The sequence below is a fragment of the Roseateles amylovorans genome, from assembly GCF_025398155.2.
In the GTDB taxonomy this organism is placed as follows: Bacteria; Pseudomonadota; Gammaproteobacteria; order Burkholderiales; family Burkholderiaceae_C; genus Roseateles; species Roseateles amylovorans.
The window spans coordinates 1,507,291-1,526,326 of sequence record NZ_CP104562.2; the positions used below are offsets into that span (position 1 = coordinate 1,507,291).

At 68.8% G+C, this 19,036-nt stretch carries 14 protein-coding genes; 9 read left to right on the forward strand and 5 right to left on the reverse strand.

The genetic code is table 11. The annotated features are described in order from the left end of the window. The first annotated feature begins 177 nt into the window (after nt 1-177). The 5 genes from N4261_RS06500 (at nt 178) to N4261_RS06520 (ending at nt 9,727) form a co-directional block, all read left to right on the forward strand. Nucleotides 178-1,467 (forward strand): sensor domain-containing phosphodiesterase, encoded by a 1,290-nt coding sequence (locus tag N4261_RS06500; RefSeq protein WP_261759387.1) that lies wholly within the window; start codon nt 178-180, stop codon nt 1,465-1,467. Between the two features lie 97 nt (nt 1,468-1,564). Then, entirely contained in the window at nt 1,565-2,440 is an 876-nt protein-coding gene (locus N4261_RS06505; protein WP_261759388.1) for an MHFG family PEP-CTERM protein, read from the forward strand. 90 nt (nt 2,441-2,530) lie between these two features. Next, entirely contained in the window at nt 2,531-5,797 is a 3,267-nt protein-coding gene (locus tag N4261_RS06510) for a hypothetical protein (protein WP_261759389.1), read from the forward strand. A gap of 5 nt (nt 5,798-5,802) precedes the next feature. Then, nucleotides 5,803-7,545 carry an SWIM zinc finger family protein gene (locus N4261_RS06515; RefSeq protein ID WP_261759390.1) on the forward strand — a complete coding sequence of 581 codons (1,743 nt, stop codon included), beginning with the start codon at nt 5,803-5,805 and terminating at the stop codon, nt 7,543-7,545. 277 nt (nt 7,546-7,822) lie between these two features. Next, nucleotides 7,823-9,727, forward strand: a complete 1,905-nt coding sequence (locus N4261_RS06520) for a reverse transcriptase family protein (protein ID WP_261759391.1) — start codon at nt 7,823-7,825, stop codon at nt 9,725-9,727. A gap of 134 nt (nt 9,728-9,861) precedes the next feature. On the opposite strand, the gene N4261_RS06525 is transcribed toward N4261_RS06520, so the two are convergent. The 4 genes from N4261_RS06525 to N4261_RS06540 form a co-directional block, all read right to left on the reverse strand. Beyond that, nucleotides 9,862-12,186 (reverse strand): S9 family peptidase, encoded by a 2,325-nt coding sequence (locus N4261_RS06525; RefSeq protein WP_261759392.1) that lies wholly within the window; start codon nt 12,184-12,186, stop codon nt 9,862-9,864. Then, nucleotides 12,186-12,794, reverse strand: coding sequence for a GNAT family N-acetyltransferase (locus N4261_RS06530; RefSeq protein ID WP_261759393.1), 609 nt, complete (start codon nt 12,792-12,794; stop codon nt 12,186-12,188). The genes N4261_RS06525 and N4261_RS06530 overlap by 1 nt, the downstream gene beginning before the upstream one ends. 189 nt (nt 12,795-12,983) lie before the next feature. Continuing rightward, the gene (locus N4261_RS06535; RefSeq protein ID WP_261759394.1) at nt 12,984-13,208 is read right to left on the reverse strand and encodes a hypothetical protein; all 225 of its coding nucleotides are present in this window, start codon (nt 13,206-13,208) and stop codon (nt 12,984-12,986) included. A 10-nt stretch (nt 13,209-13,218) separates the two neighbouring features. After that, nucleotides 13,219-14,061: an AAA family ATPase gene (locus N4261_RS06540; protein WP_261759395.1), complete on the reverse strand. Its 843-nt coding sequence runs from the start codon at nt 14,059-14,061 to the stop codon at nt 13,219-13,221. 85 nt (nt 14,062-14,146) lie between these two features. Between N4261_RS06540 and N4261_RS06545 the strand changes: the two genes are divergently transcribed. The 3 genes from N4261_RS06545 to N4261_RS06555 all read left to right on the forward strand — a co-directional run bounded on the left by N4261_RS06545 (nt 14,147) and on the right by N4261_RS06555 (nt 17,347). Further along, nucleotides 14,147-14,860: a c-type cytochrome gene (locus N4261_RS06545; RefSeq protein WP_261759396.1), complete on the forward strand. Its 714-nt coding sequence runs from the start codon at nt 14,147-14,149 to the stop codon at nt 14,858-14,860. 130 nt (nt 14,861-14,990) lie between these two features. Continuing rightward, nucleotides 14,991-16,256, forward strand: a complete 1,266-nt coding sequence (locus N4261_RS06550; RefSeq protein ID WP_261759397.1) for a cyclic di-GMP phosphodiesterase — start codon at nt 14,991-14,993, stop codon at nt 16,254-16,256. Between the two features lie 203 nt (nt 16,257-16,459). Beyond that, the gene (locus N4261_RS06555; RefSeq protein WP_261760627.1) at nt 16,460-17,347 is read left to right on the forward strand and encodes an urease accessory protein UreD; all 888 of its coding nucleotides are present in this window, start codon (nt 16,460-16,462) and stop codon (nt 17,345-17,347) included. Between the two features lie 259 nt (nt 17,348-17,606). Here N4261_RS06555 and N4261_RS06560 read toward each other — a convergent pair whose 3' ends face one another. Continuing rightward, nucleotides 17,607-17,864 carry a hypothetical protein gene (locus N4261_RS06560; RefSeq protein ID WP_261759398.1) on the reverse strand — a complete coding sequence of 86 codons (258 nt, stop codon included), beginning with the start codon at nt 17,862-17,864 and terminating at the stop codon, nt 17,607-17,609. Between the two features lie 146 nt (nt 17,865-18,010). On the opposite strand from N4261_RS06560, the gene N4261_RS06565 reads away from it, so the two are divergent. Further along, entirely contained in the window at nt 18,011-19,006 is a 996-nt protein-coding gene (locus tag N4261_RS06565; RefSeq protein WP_261759399.1) for a LysR family transcriptional regulator, read from the forward strand. The last annotated feature ends 30 nt before the right edge of the window (nt 19,007-19,036 follow it).

The window sequence follows — 19,036 nt, forward strand, 5'->3', positions numbered from 1 at the left end:
AGGGCGTCAGGGCATTATCCATGCCGGGCCATCGGCGTACGATGTTCGCACCACCTCGGCGCTGCGGCGACGAGGGGCGCCCAGGTGCTCGCGCAGGCCCGGACCGCCGGGACCAGGAGATTCGGGCCTTCGGGGCGTTGAAGCGCGGACGACGCGTGGTGGTGTGAGGCGTGCGGCATGGTGGATGGCGAAGTCGAGCAGATGCTCAAGGCCCTGTATGGGGCGATCAGTGCATCTCCGGGGCCGGACGGGCAGCCCAGCCGGTGGACCGCCCGCCATGGTCCGCATCAACTGACGAGCGCGTTCCAGCCCATCTACAGTTTTCCGCACCGCCGGCCGGTCGGCTATGAGGCGCTGGTGCGGGTGTCCGACCTGCACGGGCGCAGCGTCTCGCCGGTGGCCGCCTTCGAAGGCGTGGCCAGCTTCGAGGACCAGGTCCGGCTCGACCGGCTCTGCCGCCTGCTGCATGTGCACAACTTCGTGACCCAGGGGCCGCCGGACTGCTGGCTGTTCCTCAACATCCATCCGGCCGTATTCCTGCAGGCCGCCCGGGAGCACGACCTGCTGTCCGGTGCGGTGGACACGGTGCATCACCTGGGCCTGCCGACCCAGCGGCTGGTGCTGGAGGTGACCGAGGATGTGATGGCCCGCGACCAATGCTTCGAAGCGGCGGTCGAGGCCGCGCGGGCCACCGGCTGCCTGCTGGCGCTGGATGATTTCGGCGTCGGCCATTCCAATTTCGACCGCATCTGGCGGATCCGCCCGGAGATCGTCAAGCTCGACCGCAGCCTGCTGCAGCATGCACGGGGCTCCCGCCGGATGGCGCGGGTGATGGCGCAGATGGTGTCGCTGCTGCATGAGTGCGGGGCGCTGGTGTTGCTGGAAGGGGTGGAAAGCCGGGAGGATGCGCAGCTGGCGATGGATGCGGATGTCGACCTGGTGCAGGGCTTTGCCTTTGCCCATCCGAATCCCGATGTGCTGATGGACAGCGGCGTCTCGGAAGAACTGGAGGGCGTCTGGAGCCTCTTCAGCGAACGGCATGCCCAGGTGCGCCGGGACTATGACGAGCAGCTCGCGCCGTTTCGCAACGCGCTGGCCCTGGCTTTGCAACCCTTGCAGCAAGGCCAGGGCCTGGCGGTGGCCTGTGCCCCCTTCCTGCGCCTGGCCGGCAGCCAGATGTGCTATTTGCTCGACGAGGAGGGCCGGGAACTGGGCGCCCGGGCGGCCTCGCCGGACGCCCCGACCCACGACGACGTGCGCTTCCTGCCCATGGAGCGCGCCGGGGATGCCCGCTGGGCCCGCCGGCCGTATTTCCGGCGGGCGGTGGAGTCCGTCGGCGAGATCCAGGTCACCCGTCCCTACCTGAGCCTGCGGGGGGCGAAGTTGTGCATCACCGTGTCGGTGGCGTACTGGACCTCCGGACGGCTGCGGGTGTTGTGCGGCGATCTGGACTGGGGTCAGGCCTGAGGGGATCGGGCGGATTCCGGGCGCAGGGCGTCCTGCAGAACGTTGTCCGGTAGGAGCGTTGCCCTTCCAACGTCAGCTCGATTGACAGGAAGGCCCGATGACTGCGCTCGCCCTGTTGCTGACGGGGGCGTTGTCCGTCGTCACCCCATCGGCGCCATCGCCTTCGGCATGGCCTGATGGTGCCCCCCGACCTGAACCCACGCGGGTGTCCACCGCGTCGCGCCCCGTTGCGCCCGCCGTCGATTCGTGCGTCTGGGACCATCCCGGCGCGGACAGTTTCACCGGCAACCTGTCGGCGGCGGTGGATCGCTACCGGGACCTGCCCGCCGACGTCCGCCAGCGGCTCAAGGCCCGCATGGCTGCCCATGACTATGACGACCTGGTCGACATCTCCCGCGACGAGATTCGCGGCCGCCGCCGCTATGCCCCCGACATCCGCGACATGCATTTCGGCGAGGGACGGGTGTGCCGCAGCGTCACCCGCCAGGGTTGGACCGAGGCCCACCGCGAGCGCGGCCTGGTCTATTGCGAGGACGGCCACTGCCTGCTGATCCCCACCGTCTGTCGCAACCTCAGCCGCATCCTGCGTGTGCCGGGCGATGCCGCCGGACCGCCGGCCACGCCCCAGGATCCGCCGCAGGAACTGGTGTTCGAGCCGCCGTCCGCCGGGGCGCCGCCCGCCGCGCCCGACCTCCCGATGCCACGACCGCTGGCACTGCCCGACCCCTCCGGCCTGCCGCCCTTGGTGGGTCTGCCACCTGCGGTGCTGACGCCGCCGCTGATCAGTGGGCCGCCGACGGGCGGGCCGTCCGTGACCCCGCCGCTGACCGTTCCGCCGGTGATCGTGCTGCCGCCTCGGCCGCCCTCGGTGACCCCGATCCCGGCGGTGCCCGAGCTGGACAGCCTCTGGATGTTTGTCGCCGGTCTGGGGGGCTTGGCGCTCTGGCTCAGGCGAAGGGATCGACGGCGCTGATTGACTTTCGTCCTCCTCTGACTCGTGCAGAATCCTGTCGACCATCGACCAGGACCATCGCCCCCTGCAGCGGCGCTCGGAGAGGACAACTTGAAGAAGATCGCATCGGCGACGTTGAGTCGCCCCTTTCCTCGCGAGCAGCGCTGCACCGTGGAGCTGGTGGCGCTCGATCTTCCCGGCGATGGCGCCGCCAGCGCGCGCCCGTCCGACGCCCGCTTCATCGTCACCGTGCGGCGAGGGTTGGAGGAATCCAGCCTTACCGCCGCACCGGTTTCGAAGGAGGAAGCCGAGCGCCGCGCGCTGGACTTCATCCGCCGCCGCCTGGCCGCCGGCCAGACGTTGGTGCGACAGCAGGGCTTCGACGCGCTGGGCGATGCCGAGGCGCCGGCCGAGGTCGCACGCGATCGGGATGCCGCCCGGCCGGCTGTCGCAGCGCAGCCGGTGCCGCCCGCCGTGGCCGCGCTGGTGGCCCGTTTCGAACCGGTGCGATGGAAGCTGGAGTCGCCGGAGCGTCAGGCCCGCGCCGCCTGGCGGGTGGCCGAGTGCAGCGATCGGGTCGAGGTGCATCCCGCCGCCCAGCAGGCGCTGCGCGGGCTGGTGCCCCGCCTGGTCGAGCTGCTGGACACCGGCACCGACCTGTTGGACCTGTGCCTGGCCGCCGCCATCGGCCGCCTCGGCGATCCGGGGGCCGCCGAGGCGATGCGGCAACTGGCGCAACGCGGTCGCAGCCCGGCCACCCAGCGCTATGCCCGCCAAGCCTGGCTGATGTTGCTGTCCCCCGCTGAGCGTGAGGTTCAGTGCGAGCCGCTGGCCGCGCGCTGGGCGGAGGAACTCGCAGTGGATGACCACGGCCCCTCGCTCATCCTTCGCCTGCTGGATCTGGTGGAGGCGCGCGGCATGGACTGGCCCGACCTGCTGCAGGACTGGTATGACCTGGCCCTGTGCCGGGCCGATCTGCAGGGCCGCGTGCTGGACCTGCTGACCCACCTGCCGGTGCAGGCGGAGTCCTTCCAGGCCATGCGCTATCTCTACAAGGCCGCCGAGCTGCGACGGGATGCGGCGGTGATCGGCCTGTTGCATGCGCGTTTCGAGAACACACCGGCGGCGGTGGGCCGCCTGACCCAGCGCGTTTACCTCTCGCCCGTGGACGGGGAGCCGATCACCCGCGCCAGCGGCAGCAAGCGCAAGCCGGCCCGGGCCTATGCGAAGGCGACGCGCCAATACCTTCGACTGCGCGGCTGGCGCCACTTGAGGCGTCTGGCGGCCCTCGGTCATTCGCATGCGCCCGACCTGGCCGTGGCATTGCTGCTGGGCTTGCGCGACGACGAGGTGCCGGCCGCCCACGCCGAGGCCCGTTATGCGCCTCATCAGGGCCGGTGGCGTCGGCTCACGCGGCACTATCCGGCCGGAGCGCACTGGGTGCTGGTGTCCGAATTGCTGTTGCCTCGGCTGGAGACCCGTGGCGCCGGCGCCGGCTCCCGCACCCGGCGCCTGTGGACCACCGAGCCGATCGACACTGGTCGACCGCTGGCCCGCCGCACCGAAGCCTTGCAGCCGATGTGGGATGCCCATCCAGAGGCGCTGCTGCGTCTGGCGCTCTTGAGCCGCAGCGCGTTGGTGCAGGCCGTGGTGGCCCGCGCGCTGCAGGACCACGCGGCGTTCGTCGAGCGCCAGTCCCCGGCGGTGCTGGAGCCTTTGCTGCGCAGCCCATATCCCACCGCCGCGGAAATCGGTTTTACCGCCGCCCGCAGCCGTGTTCTGGCCAGTCCGCCTGAAGACCAGGTCCCGTGGCTGCGGCTGATGGCGGCGTCCACCCACACCCCCGCGCAGGATTTCGCGCTGCTCCACATCGCCGGTGATCCGGCCACCTTCGCGCGGTTCCCGTCCCTGGTGGTGGGCCTGTTGCTGGGTGAACAGGAGCGCGGCCGCAAGCAGGGCGTGGGTCTGGCGCTGCTGGCCGACCCGCAGCCGCTGTTGCGCGAGCTGCTCTCGGCCCTGCTGGCAGTGGATGCGGACCTTCCCGGACTTGCCGCCGCGGGCCGCCAGATCGAACAGCTGCTGCAGGACCGCCTGGCCTCGGCCAGCGCAGAGGCCGTGATGCCGATGATCGGCGAGCTGCTGACCCTGCTCGGCCATCCTGCCGTGCCGGTGGTGAGCGTGGGCGTGACCTGGCTGTTGCAGCATCCCGCCGGCATGGCCTTGCTGCCACCGGCCCTGATGACGGACCTGCTGACCGCCGACGACCCCGAGCGCCGTGCCTGCGGCGTGCGACTGATGGGAGCGCTGCCGGATGAGGTGCTGCGGCATCAGGTGGCCCTGATCGGCGACCTGGCGACCCATGCCAGCAGCAGCTTGCGTGCGGCCATCAGCGCGGCCCTGCTGCGGGTGGCCAGGACCGACGACGATTTCGCGCGGCAGATCGCGGATCGGCTGCACCGCTCACTGTTCCACACCGAATCCGGCGACGGCGCTCATGACGACGCCTTGCGATGGCTCACCGGCGAGCTGCGTGCGCAGGCGCCCGCCCGCGATGGCGCCAGCGTGTGGCGCGCCCTGCAGGCCCGCACCGCCGGCGCGCAGCGCTATGGCGCCTGGGCGCTGGCGGATCTGCCGCCGGCCGAGTTCTCGATGCGCCAGTTGGCCACGCTGGCACGCCATGCGGATGTGACGGTGCGCCGCTGGGCGATGGCGGCCATCGACGCCGCCCTGCCGCCAACGCCCGACACCGCCCAGACCGAGCAGTTGCTGCCGCTGGTCGAGGCCGGTTTCGACGATGCCATCGACTACGCGACCCGCCTCTTCACCGAGCGCCTGCCGGAGGCATCGCTGGGCATCGACCTGCTCATCAGCCTGGTGGATCACCCGCGCCCGTGGGTGCAGGCCCTGGGCCGGAGCCGGTTGGTGCGCCGCATGTCCGCCGCCGAGGCCTCGCTGTGCCTGACCCGCCTGAGCCAGCATCCCGGCACCCAGGTCCAGCTGTTCGTCACCCAGTGGCTGCTGGAACTGCCGACGGTCGACCCGGTGGCGCTGGCGGCCCAGCTGCGGGCGTTGACGCCGTATTTCCTGACGGTGCTGAGCCAGGTGCATCGCGGCCGCACTGCCAAGTCCCGGGTGATCGACTTCCTGCGCGCCCAGACGGCCGCACCCGAGACCGCCGAGGTGGTGGCCGCGATCTTTGCCCGGCAGGTGGTCACCGCCAGCCTCACCGACAAGCCGCAGTACATCGCCGGCCTGCGGGATATTTCCGCGCGCCACCCCGGCATCGACCTGCCCTTTGTGCAGTGGAAGACGCCGGCGGCGTCCGCCGCGCCGATCGCACCCATCGTGCCGACCTCGCCGATCTCGCCCATCGCCTGACGACCATGCAGTTCCGCTACAAGTACTACGGCAGCACCAGCGTCGAGGACAGCGCCACCGCGCAGGCCTTTCATCTCGCGCCGGACACGCTCCGACCGCCCACCGCCTTCGACGGCGCGCTGCGTCGGGATTCTCATGCCCACCTGGCGTTTCGGGAGGCGATGTCGGCCTTGCACCAGGTCGTCGTCAGTGACCAGCGCTACCGCGGCCGCGACAAATCCGCCTACCGGCAATGGCTGGCCGAGAACGAGCAGTCGCTGCTGGCCGGTTTCATGGCGGACAAGGGCGACCTCGAGCTGAAAACCCGCACGGTGCAGGCCGAGCTGAGCCAGTTGCGCCAGCGCAAGATCGCCGCGCTGGCGCCGTTCTACAAGGCCCGGCAGCGCTACTTCAATTGGCTCTACACCAGCAACCGCGACGCCTGGTTCGTGCTGGATCCGGTCATCACCGTGCACCCGGACCGCCTGCTGTTCGAGGCCTTCAGCCAAGACGAATCGACCTACTGCGCCGTCAGCGTGCGCCATGACGTCTTCGACCGCACCGGCGAGATGGCCTATGGCACCACCAACATCGACTACTCGGCCTCGCTTTACGACGAGTTCCAGAAGATCCGCGACTACAAGGCCACCCGGCTGCAGATCGACCCGGCCGGCTTCACCGTCGCCACCGGCGACGATCCGGCCTTTCGCGAAGAAAAGATCGATCTGCCCGACAGCTGGGTGAGGGGCTTCCTGCAGGTCTCGTCCGCCATGACCCTGCCGGCCACGGTGGTGGAGCTGCATCCGATGGATCTCCACAACCTGTGCGCCGCCCTGCGCCAGCGCAAGGAGCGGGCCGGTCCGCGTTCATTGCGGTTCGAGCTCAGTCCCGGCGGTCCGGCCCGACTGGTGCTGGAACCCTGGAACCTCGCCCTGACCGCGCGTCGCAGCGCCATCGTCGGGGCGCCGCTGACGGCGCCGCGCAGCATCCGGGTCTGGGGTCGCCGCCGCCTGCTCACCCTGGAGCGCCTCATCGCGATGGCCACCCGTGTGCGGGTCCATCTGCTGGGCACCGGCATGCCCAGCTTCTGGGTGGTCGAACTGGGCGACATCACGGTCACGTTGGGGCTGTCCGGCTGGTCCGCCAATGATTGGGCGGATGCGGGGCGCTTCGATCTGCTGCAGCCGCGCCACGACGTGTCCGACGCCACCAAGCAGGCGGTGGGCGCCGCGTTGCAGGGCCGATGGATGGCGACGTCAGCCGATCTGGCCGCCGGCACCCAACTGCCGAGGCCGGATGTCGAGGCCGCCCTGGGCCTGTGGGTCCAGGCCGGGCGCGCGGTGTTCGATCTGCCTTCAGGTCAGTTTGCCTGGCGCGAACTGGCGCGTGATCCGCTGCCGATCGACACCTTGCGTTTTGCCAGCCCGGAGGAACAGGCCGCGCTGACCCTGATCCATGACCGCCGCGCGAAGCTGCAAAGCCTCCAGCCCGAGGGCCAGCGGTTGGTGGTGGAGGGCACGGTGCAGGACCGCAGCCAGCGCCTGACGCCCCGGCTGATCCTCAATGCGGACCAGCAACTGGTGGATGCCCAATGCGGATGCAATTTCTATCGCCAGAACCGGCTGCGCCGGGGACCTTGCAGCCACATGCTGGCGCTGCGCCAACTGGCCCAGCCCCGTTTGGCGGAGTGGATGCCTCAGCCGTCCGCGTCCGACGCATCACCCACCGCAGCAGGGGCAACCCCTGGCACCACGCCGGAGGCCGCATGACCACAGCTGGGGTTAAACTGTTTTCGAGTGCAGCGCGCAGGCTCTTGCAACCCGGGCGGTGTTTCGCCGTCCTTGCTCCCTGCCTTTCCATGCGTCACGGGCGCCGTCTTCACTGTGCCGCCCAGCCCCACCGTGGCAGATTCCGATTGGGCTCGCTTCGAGCGAATCGTGCCACGGTGGGGCGGGCGGCGTCGAGTGGACAGCGCCCGTCCTTCAAGCCTTTCAGGCTCTTCGACGAGAAGCGCGCTGCACTCCCTTTCTTCTCCGGAGCCGCCCGATGAGCGACCGTGTGCCCACCCGCGCCGACATCATCGAGCGCATCCGCGCGTCGTCCAAGGACGCCGTCGTCCTGCAGGAAATGCAGCGGCTGGGCTTCTGGCCCTCCCATCAAACCGAACCGACGCTGGAAGCGGCCCTGATCGAGCGCGAGGCCGTGCTGATGAAGGCGCTGCAGGAGGCCCAGAGCCAACTGCGTCAGATCAACGATCCGGAAGCAGCCTTGAAGGCCATGCGCCGCGAGCGCATGGCTGCCGCCCTGGCGCGCCGAGAGGCCACGGCGCAGGCCCGGGAACAGCGTCGCTTCGAACGGGCCCAGCGCTGGCATGAGGCGCGCAAGACCGATGCGGGCTACCTCGGCGCCGGCGTGTCCGGCGGCCTGCAGCCGCCCGCGCAGCAAGGCGAGCGTCGGCCGCTGAGCGAGGGCTTGCCGCCCTTGGCCTCACCGATGGCGCTGGCACAGGCCATGTGCTTGACGCTGCCCGAACTCAAGTTTCTCTGCTTCCACCGCGAGGTGGCCCGCACCACGCACTACCGCCGCTTCCAACTGCCGAAGAAGACCGGCGGACAGCGCACCATCTCCGCGCCGATGCCGCGCCTCAAGCGCGCGCAGTACTGGGTGCTGGACAACCTGCTGGCGAAGGTGAAGGTCCACAGCGCCGCCCATGGATTCCTGCCGGGTCGCAGCATCCTCACCAACGCCACGCCGCATGTCGGCCAGGAGGTGGTGATCAACCTGGACATCCAGGACTTCTTCCCCACGATCACCTATCCCCGCATCAAGGGCGTGTTCATCGGACTGGGTTACGACGAGCCTGTGGCGACCCTGCTCGCGCTGATGTGCAGCGAGAACCCCTGCGATGAGCTGGTGGTGGATGGGGAGCGCTTCTATGTCGGCGGCAAGGGCCGCGACCGCGTGCTTCCGCAGGGGGCGCCGACCAGTCCCATGCTCACCAATGTGCTGTGCCGCAAGATGGATCGGCGGCTGCAGGGGCTGGCCGACAAGCTCGGATTTGCCTACACACGTTATGCGGACGACCTCACCTTCTCCGCCTCCGGTGACGCCGCCGGGCGGGTGGGCACGCTGCTGCGCCAGGCGCGGCATGTGCTGAAGGACGAGGGCTTCACGCCGCATCCGGCCAAGCAGCATGTGATGCGCTCAGGCGCGCGCCAGGCGGTGACCGGCGTGGTGGTCAACGACAAGCCCTCGGTGTCCCGACAGCAGCGTCGCGAATTGCGGGCCGCCTTGCACAAGGCCTCGCGCGAGGGGGTGGAGGCCGCCACCTGGCAGGGCCAGCCGGCCACCCGGGAGGTGCTGGTCGGCTACAGCCGCTTCGTGTCGATGGTGGACCGCACGCAGGGCGCGCCGCTGCTGGCTCAGGCGCTCGGTCTGTCCGGCGGCGGCAGCGCGCGACGTTCAGGATTCGGTGAAGCCTTCCGCCGGCAGGCCGCGCAGGGCCAGGCGCCGGTGCTGGCGCGCGGCGGCTGGTGGCAACCGGCCGAACCGCCGGCCCCGGTGCTGCAGCAGACCGCCGCGCAGCAGAAGGCCGCACGCCTGGCCCGTCAGGCCGAGCAACGGGCTGCTCGCCAACCTGCGGCGTCTGCCACCCCGAACGCACGTCCTGACCCCCGCCATGACGACGCAGCGGCGCCGCAATCGGGACAGGACGCTGCCTCGCCGGCCAGCGTGACGCCGGTGGCGCCAGGTGCCGTGCCATGGGTCCGCTATGCGGTGCAGTTCGCCATCCTGGCCAGCTTCGGGGAGTCCACCATGTCCCCGGTGGTCCTGTTGGGTGGACTGTTGCATCTGGCCATCCGCATCAAGACGGGTGAGCGCAGCTGGTGGCAGTTCCTGTTGGGACTGGGAGTGCTGCTGATGGTCGACGCCGCGATCAGAAGGCTGTGACCGCGGCGCTGGGCGCTGCGATGAGGCTGCCGCGCTGACATCGGCCTCCTGAACCCGCCGCCTCCATGTCGACCCGCCGCGCCGATGTCGGCACAGCGGGTGCGGTCGGCGAGCGCGGCGGGGACGTTGCGGTGTCAGGCCTTGCTGCGCTGGGTCTTGGCGGCCGACGGGCGCTTCGGGCTTGCGGGCAGCGTTGCCTCGGGCGCTGCAGTGGCGCTCGCAGCAGCCGTTGTCGCGGCCTTCGTCGCGCCTGTTGCCTTGCCTTTTGCATGGCCTTTTGCATGGCCTGTTGCCGCGCCTTTGATCACGCCTTTGATCGCGCCCTTTGCCGCCACCGCTGGCTTGCGACCGCTGCCGGTTTTGCGCTTCCCGCCGGCGGTGTCGTGGCGCTTCAGCCAGTCGAAGAATTCCCCATACCAGAGCTGGCTGTTGCGCGGCTTGAGGATCCAGTGGTTCTCGTCCGGGAACCACAGCAGCCGGGCGTCGATGCCCTGGGCCTTCAAGGTGTTGTAGTAGGCCAGACCCTGCGCATCAGGCACCCGGTAGTCGAGCTGACCATGGACGACCAGCGTGGGCGTGTTGAAGTGCTGCGCGCTGCCATGCGGGCTCTGCGAGGCGACCTTGGCCGGATCCTCCCAGTACCAGGTGCCCAGCTCCTTGGCATGCCAGTGATAGGCGTCGTTGGCCATCATCGCCTGCCAGTCGAAGCAGCCGGCGTGGCAGACATAGGCCTGATAACGGCCGGGCTGCACATGGCCGTTCATCCACGCGACCATGTAGCCGCCATAGCTGCCGCCGGTGGCGAACACCCGCGCCGGGTCGGCCCACGGCTGCTTGAGCAGCAGGTCGGTCGCGGTCTCGATGTCCTGCAGCTCCAACTCGCCCCAGCGGTGGGTGATGGAGTCCAGGAAGCGATGGCCGAAGCTGGACGAGCCGTGGTAGTTCACGCAGGCCACCACATAGCCCTGCGCCGCCATCGCCTGGTGGTTCCAGCGCCAGTGCCAGCTGTCACCGAAGGCGGTGTGCGGCCCGCCGTGGATCACATGCATCAGCGGCCAGGTCTTCTTGCCCGGGTTCTTGCCCAGCTTCTTGCCCGCGTTCTTGCCCGACTGTTTGGCGTCGAAGTCGGGCGGATAGATCAGCCACATCTGCACCAGCTCGCCCTGCGCGCCTTCGTACCAGACCTCTTCATGTGCGCCGAAGCGATGTGAATCGAGCTGCGTGTCGTTGAATCGGTCGATCCGATGCAGCACCGCCTCGTCGGCCTCGCCCTCCTGCACGACCACCGACACCCGCGGCGGGAACTGCACGCTGTCGTGATGCACGACCAGCGTGCCGGCCTGCAGCGCGAAGCTGCCGATGTGGCCGCCCTCGGTCAGCACGAAGGCCGCGAGCGTCTTCACATCGAAGCGCCAGAGATGGCGGCGCCCCCGGTCCTCGGCGCAGAACAGCACGCCCAGGTCGTCCTCGTCCCACTGCAGCGGCGCGGCGACGTCGTGGTCCCAGTCCTCGGACAGCACCGCCCAATGGCCGTGGGTGTCCAGCACCGCCAGCCAATAGGGCATGGTGTGCTTGAGGCCCTGATGGCTGGCCAGGAACGCCAGGTGATGCCCGGCATGGCTGTAGCAGGGCGCGGTGAAGTCCCAGGCCGCGTCCTGCAGCAGGACCTGGATCTTGCCGGAGCGCAGTTCCACTTCGGCCAGCGCATTGCGGTGTTCCAGCAGCTTGGTTTCGGCGGGATCGAAACTGAAGGCGATGCGGCGGCCGTCCGGCGAGATGTCAAAGGTGGTGCCGTCCGGCTCGGCGCGGCTGAGCTCGTACGGCGTGCCTTCGAACAGATCGCGCACGCGGCCGCTGTCCAGCTCCACCACATGCAGATGCGGCACGCGGCCCATCGGCAGCGAGTGGTCCCAGAAGCGGTAGAAGGCCTCTTCGGTGCGGTAACCGGTGTCCTTGCGGTCCTTCTCCGCCTGACGCACCTTGGCCTGAGCGGCCTGACCCTTTACGGTGGGGTCGACCCAGGACACGAAGGCAATCCGGCGGCCGTCCGGGAACCACTTGAAGGCCTCGACGCCGAAGGGCAGTTGGGTGAGTCGCCGCGCCTCGCCGCCGTCGGGCGGGATCAGGTAAATCTGCGGCGCCTCGTCCTTGTCGCCTTCCTGCTCACGCCGGGCGACGAACGCAATCTGGTCGCCCTGCGGGCTCCATTGCGGCTGGCCATCCTTCTCGCCGGCCTGGGTGAGGCGTCGCGGCTCGCCGCCCAGGGTCGAGAGCAGCCACAGCGAGGTCGCCCCGCTGTTCTTGTCCATGTCGTAACGGGTGACCGGCACCACGGCCTGCGCGCCGTCGGGCGAGAGGCTCGGGGCGCCCACCCGGTCCATGCGCCAGAGCGCGTCGACGTCGAACGGGGAGTGAGGGGTCGTCGGTGTCGGCATCGATGTCTTCTTGACGGCGGGCATCAGGCGCTCCGGGGTTTGTCCAGTTGCCACTGGAGATGGGTTTTCACCGTCGGCCATTCGGTGGCGGTGATGCTGTAGACGCAGGTGTCGCGCAGGGTGCCGTCGGGCATGCGCAGGTGCGATCGGAGGATGCCGTCGAGCTGAGCGCCCAGGCGCTCGATCGCGCGGCGGCTCTGCTGGTTCAGGCGATGGGTGCGGAACTCCACCGCGATGCAGCCCAGCCGCTCAAAGGCATCGGTCAGCAACAGCAGCTTGCTCTGGGTGTTGAGGCCGCTGCGCTGGCATGCGGCGCGGGTCCAGGTGGAGCCGATCTCGACGCGGCGGTTCACCGCGTCAATGTTCATGAAGGTCGTCATGCCGGCCACGCGGCCGCCGGCATCGAGCACGGTGAAGGGATGCATCGACCCCGCGTCGCGCAGGCCCAGACGGCGGTCAATCTCCGCCGCCATCCGCTCCGGCGCCGGCACGGGGGTGTACCAGAGCTTCCACAGTTCGCCATCGCGGGTGGCGTCGATCAGGCCTTCGAGATGATCGTGCGACAGCGGCTCCAGGCGCGCCTGCGGGCCGGTCAGCGTAATGGGTCGGGTGAAGTCGGTGAAGGGGGGCATGAATCAGGCAGGGTAAGGGCGTTGGAAGGGGGCGTCGGAAGGCTCGGCGAAGCGGGAGCGGGGAGGGAAGCGCGGGGCACCGTTGTCCAGGCCGTGCGGCGCGGCGTTTGTCGGGACGAGCGTCGGGCCGACCGTCGCGCCGACCATCGATCTGGACGGCGCACACCTGCGCCTGCCCACACGGCGCATTCATTGCGGCGGCGCGCCCAGCAGCAGCCGGCGCAGCAGCCAGCGGCAGCCGCCCATGCCGCCCAGGATCAGCAGCAGGCCGAGGATTTGCGAGGTGCCCCAGCCGGTGCTGCCGATGAAGTCCCAGCCCAGCCAGCGGCCGACGAACAGCCCCAGGGCGCCGCCCAGGACAAAGCCGATCGCGTCGGCCAGCGCGGCGCGCCAGGCGCCGGTGTGCGGAGTCATGCGGACGGCCTCAGCGGTTGCGGCTCTGCATATAGACCAGCTTCTCGAAGAGGGACAGGTCTTGCTCGTTCTTCAGCAGCGCCCCCACCAGCGGCGGGATGGCGACCTTTTCATCCTGCGTCTGCAGGGCTTCCAGCGGAATGTCCTCGGCCAGCAGCAGCTTGAGCCAGTCGATCAGCTCCGAGGTGCTGGGCTTCTTCTTCAGGCCCGGCAGCTTGCGCACGTCATAGAAGGTCTTGAGCGCGGCGGCCAGCAGGTCCTTCTTGAGATGGGGAAAGTGCACGTCCACGATGGCCTGCATCGTGTCCGCTTCGGGGAACTTGATGTAGTGGAAGAAGCAGCGGCGCAGGAAGGCGTCCGGCAGTTCCTTCTCATTGTTGGAGGTGATGAACACCAGCGGCCGATGCTTGGCCCGCACCCATTCCCGGGTCTCGTAGACGTAGAACTCCATCCGGTCGAGTTCGCGCAGCAGGTCGTTGGGGAACTCGATGTCGGCCTTGTCGATCTCGTCGATCAGCAGCGCCACCGGGGCGTCGGCGCTGAAGGCCTGCCACAGCGTGCCCTTGACGATGTAGTTGCCGATGTCGCGCACCTTGTCGTCGCCCAGCTGGCTGTCGCGCAGGCGGCTGACGGCGTCGTATTCATACAGACCCTGCTGGGCCTTGGTGGTGCTCTTCACATGCCACTGCAGCAGCGGCAGGCCCAGCGACTTGGCCACTTCCTCGGCCAGCAGGGTCTTGCCGGTGCCGGGTTCGCCCTTGACCAGCAGCGGTCGTTGCAGGGTGATCGCCGCATTCACCGCCAACATCAGGTCGGGTGTGGCGACGTAGTCCTGGGAACCTTTGAATTTCATGAGCGATCTCTAGCGCAGAGGGTGAAAACCAGTATATAGGGCCCCCCCTATAATCGCGCCGCCCCAAATCCTTGATGATGGGACCATGAGAAAACAACTGCAGATCTCCCTCGCGTTGGTGCTGGCTGGAAGTGCTTTTGTTGTATCGGCTCAGACAGCTGCATCCACATCTTCGCCGGCGCAGGGACAAGCGCCGGCACCCACCCCCGTTGCCGCTCGGTCGGTGACGCAGGCACCGGTACAGGCCAAGGTGGCCATGTGCATCGGTTGCCATGGCATTCCTGGCTATCAGGCCAGCTTTCCCGAGGTGCACAAGGTTCCGATGATCTCGGGCCAGAATGCCAAATACATCAGCGCGGCACTCAACGCCTATGCCAAGGGCGAGCGCAAGCATCCGACGATGCGCGGCATCGCCCAGTCGCTCACCGAGCAGGACATCGCCGAGATATCCACCTTCTATGAACAGCAGGTGAAGGTCGATCCGGTGCCCGAGACCATCGACCCGCCGCCCGCGGTCAAGGCCCTGCTCGACAAGGGCAACTGCGCCAGTTGCCACGGCGCGAACTTCAGCAAGCCGATCGACGGCACCTACCCCAAGATCGCCGGCCAGCATGCCGACTATCTGTACGTGGCGTTGAAGTCCTACCAGACCGAAGGCAAACCCTACTTGGGGCGCGCCAACGCCATCATGGCGGGCCAGGTGAAGCAATTCAGCCACGCGGAACTCAAGACCTTGGCGAAATATTTGGCAACGCTTCCCGGAGAGTTGCGCACCGTGCCGCAGTCCAAATTCCGGTGACCGACGCCGTGGGATAAATTCACGCTTCGGTGCAGAGCCGCCCGTCTGGGGCGGCTTTTTTTTGGGTTGTTGACTGTGCGCGCTACGGGGAGGGCGCCATACTGTGTTGTCCCGGTCGAAGCCGCCAGTCATGTTGAAGAAGATACCGACGCATCAAGTTCGCCTGGGCATGTATTTGCACGGGATGGAAGGCTCGTGGCTGTCGCATCCGTTCTGGAAGACCAAGTTCGTCCTGGCTGATCCGAACGATGTCAAAGCCCTGAAGGGCAGCGGCGTGCCGTTCTGCTGGATCGACGCCGCCCAGGGCCTGGATGTCGAGGGCGAGCCCGACAACGGCGTCTCGCCCAAGCCGAGCGACCCTGCGCCTGCATCCCCAGCTGTGGCCGCTGCGCCCGCCGCACCGCAGGCCCCTGCCGTCATTGCTTCGGAGCCCCGCCCCGAGCTGAGCACCGCGCCGGCGTCGATGGGCGAGGAACTCGAGCGGGCTGCGCAAGTGGTCAACAAGTCCAAGCAGGCGGTGATCAGCCTGTTCGGTGAAGCGCGTCTGGGCAAGGCGGTGGATGCCGAGCAATGCCTGCCCCTGGTGGAAGAGGTCGCCAATTCAGTGGCTCGCAATCCTTCCGCCCTGATCAGCCTGGCCCGGCTCAAGACCAAGGACGACTACACCTACATGCATTCGGTGGCAGTCTGCGCGCTGATGGTGTCGCTGTCCCGCCAGATGGGCCTGGACGAGGCGAGCACCCGCGAGGCCGGCCTGGCCGGTCTGCTGCACGATGTCGGCAAGATGGCCATGCCGATGGATGTGCTGAACAAGCCCGGCGCGCTCACCGATGAAGAATTCGCCATCATGCGCGGCCATCCCACCCGCGGCTACGAGATGCTGCTCGAAGGCACCTCGGTGCCGGAGTCGGCACTGGACGTGGCCCTGCATCACCACGAGAAGATGGACGGCACCGGCTATCCGGCCAAGCTGGCGGGCGAGGGCATCACGCTGCTGTCGCGCATGGGCGCGGTCTGCGATGTCTATGACGCCATCACCTCGAACCGGCCTTACAAGAATGCGTGGGATCCGGCCTCGTCGCTGGCCCGCATGGCGCAGTGGAAGGGCCACTTCGATCCGCTGGTGTTCCAGGCCTTCGTCAAGAGCGTGGGCATCTATCCCGTGGGCACGCTGGTGAAGCTGCAATCGGGCCGACTGGCGGTGGTGCTGGACCAGAACACCAGCGTGCTCACCTCGCCGCGGGTGCGGGTCTTCTACTCCACCAAGTCGCAGATGCCGATTCCCACCCAGGTGCTGGACCTGTCCTCGCCCTCGGCCGGAGATCGCATCATCGGACGCGAAGACCCGGCCACCTGGGGCTTCCAGCGGCTGGACGATCTCTGGCAGCAGGCCTGAGTCGTGCGTGCGACGCCGCTCCCGTTCCACGGGCCGGCGCCGATCTAACATCCGGCCTCATGAATGCGCCCCGAGACGCGTCCCTGTACGCGCCAGCCGCCTTGAGCGGTCGTCCTGCCGATGCTCACGACGGTCCCCTCTTTGAGGCCGATGCCGATGCCGATGCCGATCAGATCGCCGCGCCTGCGCCGCCGCAGGCTGCCATGCCGTCACCGCTGACCGGCGGCGGCGATGCGGGCGAGGCCGGGCTGGCAGGCAAGCGCTGGCTCGCGCGGCTGGAGGCGGACTACCGCCTGTCCCATGGCCGCTGCAGCGTGCACCATCGGCATGAAGGTCCGTTGCGCTTGCTCAAGAGCCTGTATCCGGAAGGGCCGGCCATCTGCCACAGCGTGCTGGTGCATCCGCCCAGCGGCCTGGTGGGCGGCGACACACTGGACATCGCGATGACGGTGGGCGAGGGCGCGCATGCGCTGGTCACTACCCCGGGGGCGACCCGCTTCTATCGCAGCCCGACCGGCGCTGCGGCCACCCAGCGGGTCACGGCGGCGCTGCAGCCCGGTGCGCGCCTGGAGTGGTTGCCGCTGGAGGCCATCGCCTATCCCGGCTGCGAGGCCTTCAACGAAGCGCGTTTCAGCCTCGCGCCCGGCGCTGAACTGCTGGCGTGGGACATCACCGCCTTCGGCCTGCCCGGCGCTGGTCAAGCCTTCGACCACGGCCGCTTCATCCAGCATCTGGAGATTCCTGGCGTCTGGCTGGAGCACGGCTGCCTGTCGGCGGACGATGCCCTGCTGATGGACGGCGCGCTCGGCCTGGCCGGACAGCGCTGCATGGGCACGCTGGTGTTCGCCGCCGGCGGCGGCCTGGCCCGCGAGCGCCGGGAGCGGGCGCTGGACGTCGTGCGCGAGCGCATTGAGGCCGATGCGCTCCGGACTCGCGCGGGCGCGACAGCGGCGCAGGATGGGGTGCTGGTGGTCCGGGTGCTGGGGCCGGTGGTGGAGCCGGTGGCCGCCTTGCTGCGGCAGTGCTGGGCCGCCTGGCGGCACGAGCTGTGGGGCCTGGCGGGCACCGCACCGCGCTTGTGGTCGATGTAGCGAGGGCCTGGCCCGTCGCACGGTGCTGGCGTGCGGCGAACCCGCTTGAAGCCGGCGCTGCAACACTCCGAAGGCTTGCGCGTGCGCGTCTAGTCGGTGCGTTCAGTCGGCGCGTTCAGTCGATTCGCTGATCGACAAAACAAACCGGGCCCGAGCGGGACGGGTGTCCCGGTCGAGCCCGGCGGTCAAGCGATTGCAGGAGAGAGATAAGGTGCGGGCACGAGTGCCAGCCATGGCTGAGACGAGGGTCGAGCCGGGTTCAATCCATCCAGCTGCGGCGCGCGGCGCGGCGCAGCGAGGCGGCCAGTTCCGGACGCTCGGCCGCTTGTTCGCTGGCCAGGTTCATCAGCGCGGCGCGGGGATGGGTCTGGCCCAGTTCACGCATCAGTTGACGCAGGCTGTGGCCCAGTTGGCTGCCGAGGGCCACCACACGCTCCCCGCCCTGGCGCGCGGCATTCACCCGCGCGACGTCGGACGGCATGACCTGGAGCGGCAGATTGAGAGTGATCGTGTTCATGACGGTTTCCTTGTCGAGGACGCTCGGCACATCGCTGGCTGTCCATGGGCGTGATATTGGGGGTTTTACCTAGTCCTGCCCAATTGAGAAGCGGAATCGGGTCATCACTGGCGCGAATGGCCCGTGACCGAATTAGCATCGGCGTCATGAGCACGCCCCGCCCCGTCAACTTCCGCACCCTGGATCTGAACCTGTTGCGGGTATTTGACGTGGTGATGGAAGAGCGCCATGTCACCCGGGCCGCCCATCGGCTGGCGATCACCCAGCCTGCGGTCAGCAATGCGCTGCGTCGGCTGCGGGAGGCGACCAACGAGGAACTTTTCCTGCCCACCTCCACCGGCGTGGAGCCCACCCTGCATGCGCAGGCGCTCTGGCCGACGGTGCGCAAGGCGCTGTCCAGCCTGCAGCAGGCACTGGAGCCTCAGGCTTTCGATCCGCGCGCCGCGGCCAACACGGTCAGCTTCACCCTGGCCATGGCCGACGCCACCGCCGCCTTGCTGGTGCCGGCGTTGGCGCGTCGTTTCATGCAGGAGGGCGTACATGTGGACCTGCGCATCGTGCCGCTCACCACCCGGGATCCGCGCGACATGCTGGAGCAGGGCCGGGCGGACGTGGCGATCGGCTTCTTTCCCGATTTGAAGTCGATGTTCGTCGGCGATGACGACGGCGGCGCCTTCCGCCGCACGGCGCTCTATGAGAGCCGCTACGTCTGCGTGATGCGCGCCGAGCATCCGCTGGCGCCCCCCGGCGCGCTCACCCTGGACAGCTACTGCGCTGCCCAGCATCTGCGGGTGAGCTTTGCCGGACGGCCGCACGGTTTCGTGGACGACGCCTTGGCGCGGCTGGGCCGGCGCCGCACGGTGGCCATCACCGTCAACAGCTTCTTCACCGGCGGGCTGGCGGTCCAGCAGTCTGACCTGCTCACCGTGCTGCCCAACAGCTTTGTGCCGGCCACCGGCATCGTCGGCCTGCTGGCCTGCCGGGAGGTGCCGTTCGAGCTGATGGGCATCGACATCAGCCAGCTCTGGCATGTGCGCCATGAGCTGGAGCCCGCTCAGCGCTGGCTGCGTCAGATGCTGCAGGAAGCCTCGGCGGAAATCCGTGCGCGCACCGAGGCCATGCCGTTGATGACCGGGGCCTGACGGCACATCGACCGCACACCCCCAGGACAT

What these genes read in the sequence shown, in the direction of transcription:
- N4261_RS06545 (WP_261759396.1), top strand. Translation starts at nt 14,147, where the DNA reads ATGAGAAAACAACTGCAGATCTCCCTCGCGTTGGTGCTGGCTGGAAGT.
- N4261_RS06525 (WP_261759392.1), bottom strand. Translation starts at nt 12,186, where the DNA reads ATGCCCGCCGTCAAGAAGACATCGATGCCGACACCGACGACCCCTCAC.
- N4261_RS06565 (WP_261759399.1), top strand. Translation starts at nt 18,011, where the DNA reads ATGAGCACGCCCCGCCCCGTCAACTTCCGCACCCTGGATCTGAACCTG.
- N4261_RS06530 (WP_261759393.1), bottom strand. Translation starts at nt 12,794, where the DNA reads ATGCCCCCCTTCACCGACTTCACCCGACCCATTACGCTGACCGGCCCG.
- N4261_RS06540 (WP_261759395.1), bottom strand. Translation starts at nt 14,061, where the DNA reads ATGAAATTCAAAGGTTCCCAGGACTACGTCGCCACACCCGACCTGATG.
- N4261_RS06555 (WP_261760627.1), top strand. Translation starts at nt 16,460, where the DNA reads ATGCCGTCACCGCTGACCGGCGGCGGCGATGCGGGCGAGGCCGGGCTG.
- N4261_RS06520 (WP_261759391.1), top strand. Translation starts at nt 7,823, where the DNA reads ATGAGCGACCGTGTGCCCACCCGCGCCGACATCATCGAGCGCATCCGC.
- N4261_RS06500 (WP_261759387.1), top strand. Translation starts at nt 178, where the DNA reads ATGGTGGATGGCGAAGTCGAGCAGATGCTCAAGGCCCTGTATGGGGCG.
- N4261_RS06505 (WP_261759388.1), top strand. Translation starts at nt 1,565, where the DNA reads ATGACTGCGCTCGCCCTGTTGCTGACGGGGGCGTTGTCCGTCGTCACC.
- N4261_RS06550 (WP_261759397.1), top strand. Translation starts at nt 14,991, where the DNA reads ATGTTGAAGAAGATACCGACGCATCAAGTTCGCCTGGGCATGTATTTG.
- N4261_RS06560 (WP_261759398.1), bottom strand. Translation starts at nt 17,864, where the DNA reads ATGAACACGATCACTCTCAATCTGCCGCTCCAGGTCATGCCGTCCGAC.
- N4261_RS06535 (WP_261759394.1), bottom strand. Translation starts at nt 13,208, where the DNA reads ATGACTCCGCACACCGGCGCCTGGCGCGCCGCGCTGGCCGACGCGATC.
- N4261_RS06515 (WP_261759390.1), top strand. Translation starts at nt 5,803, where the DNA reads ATGCAGTTCCGCTACAAGTACTACGGCAGCACCAGCGTCGAGGACAGC.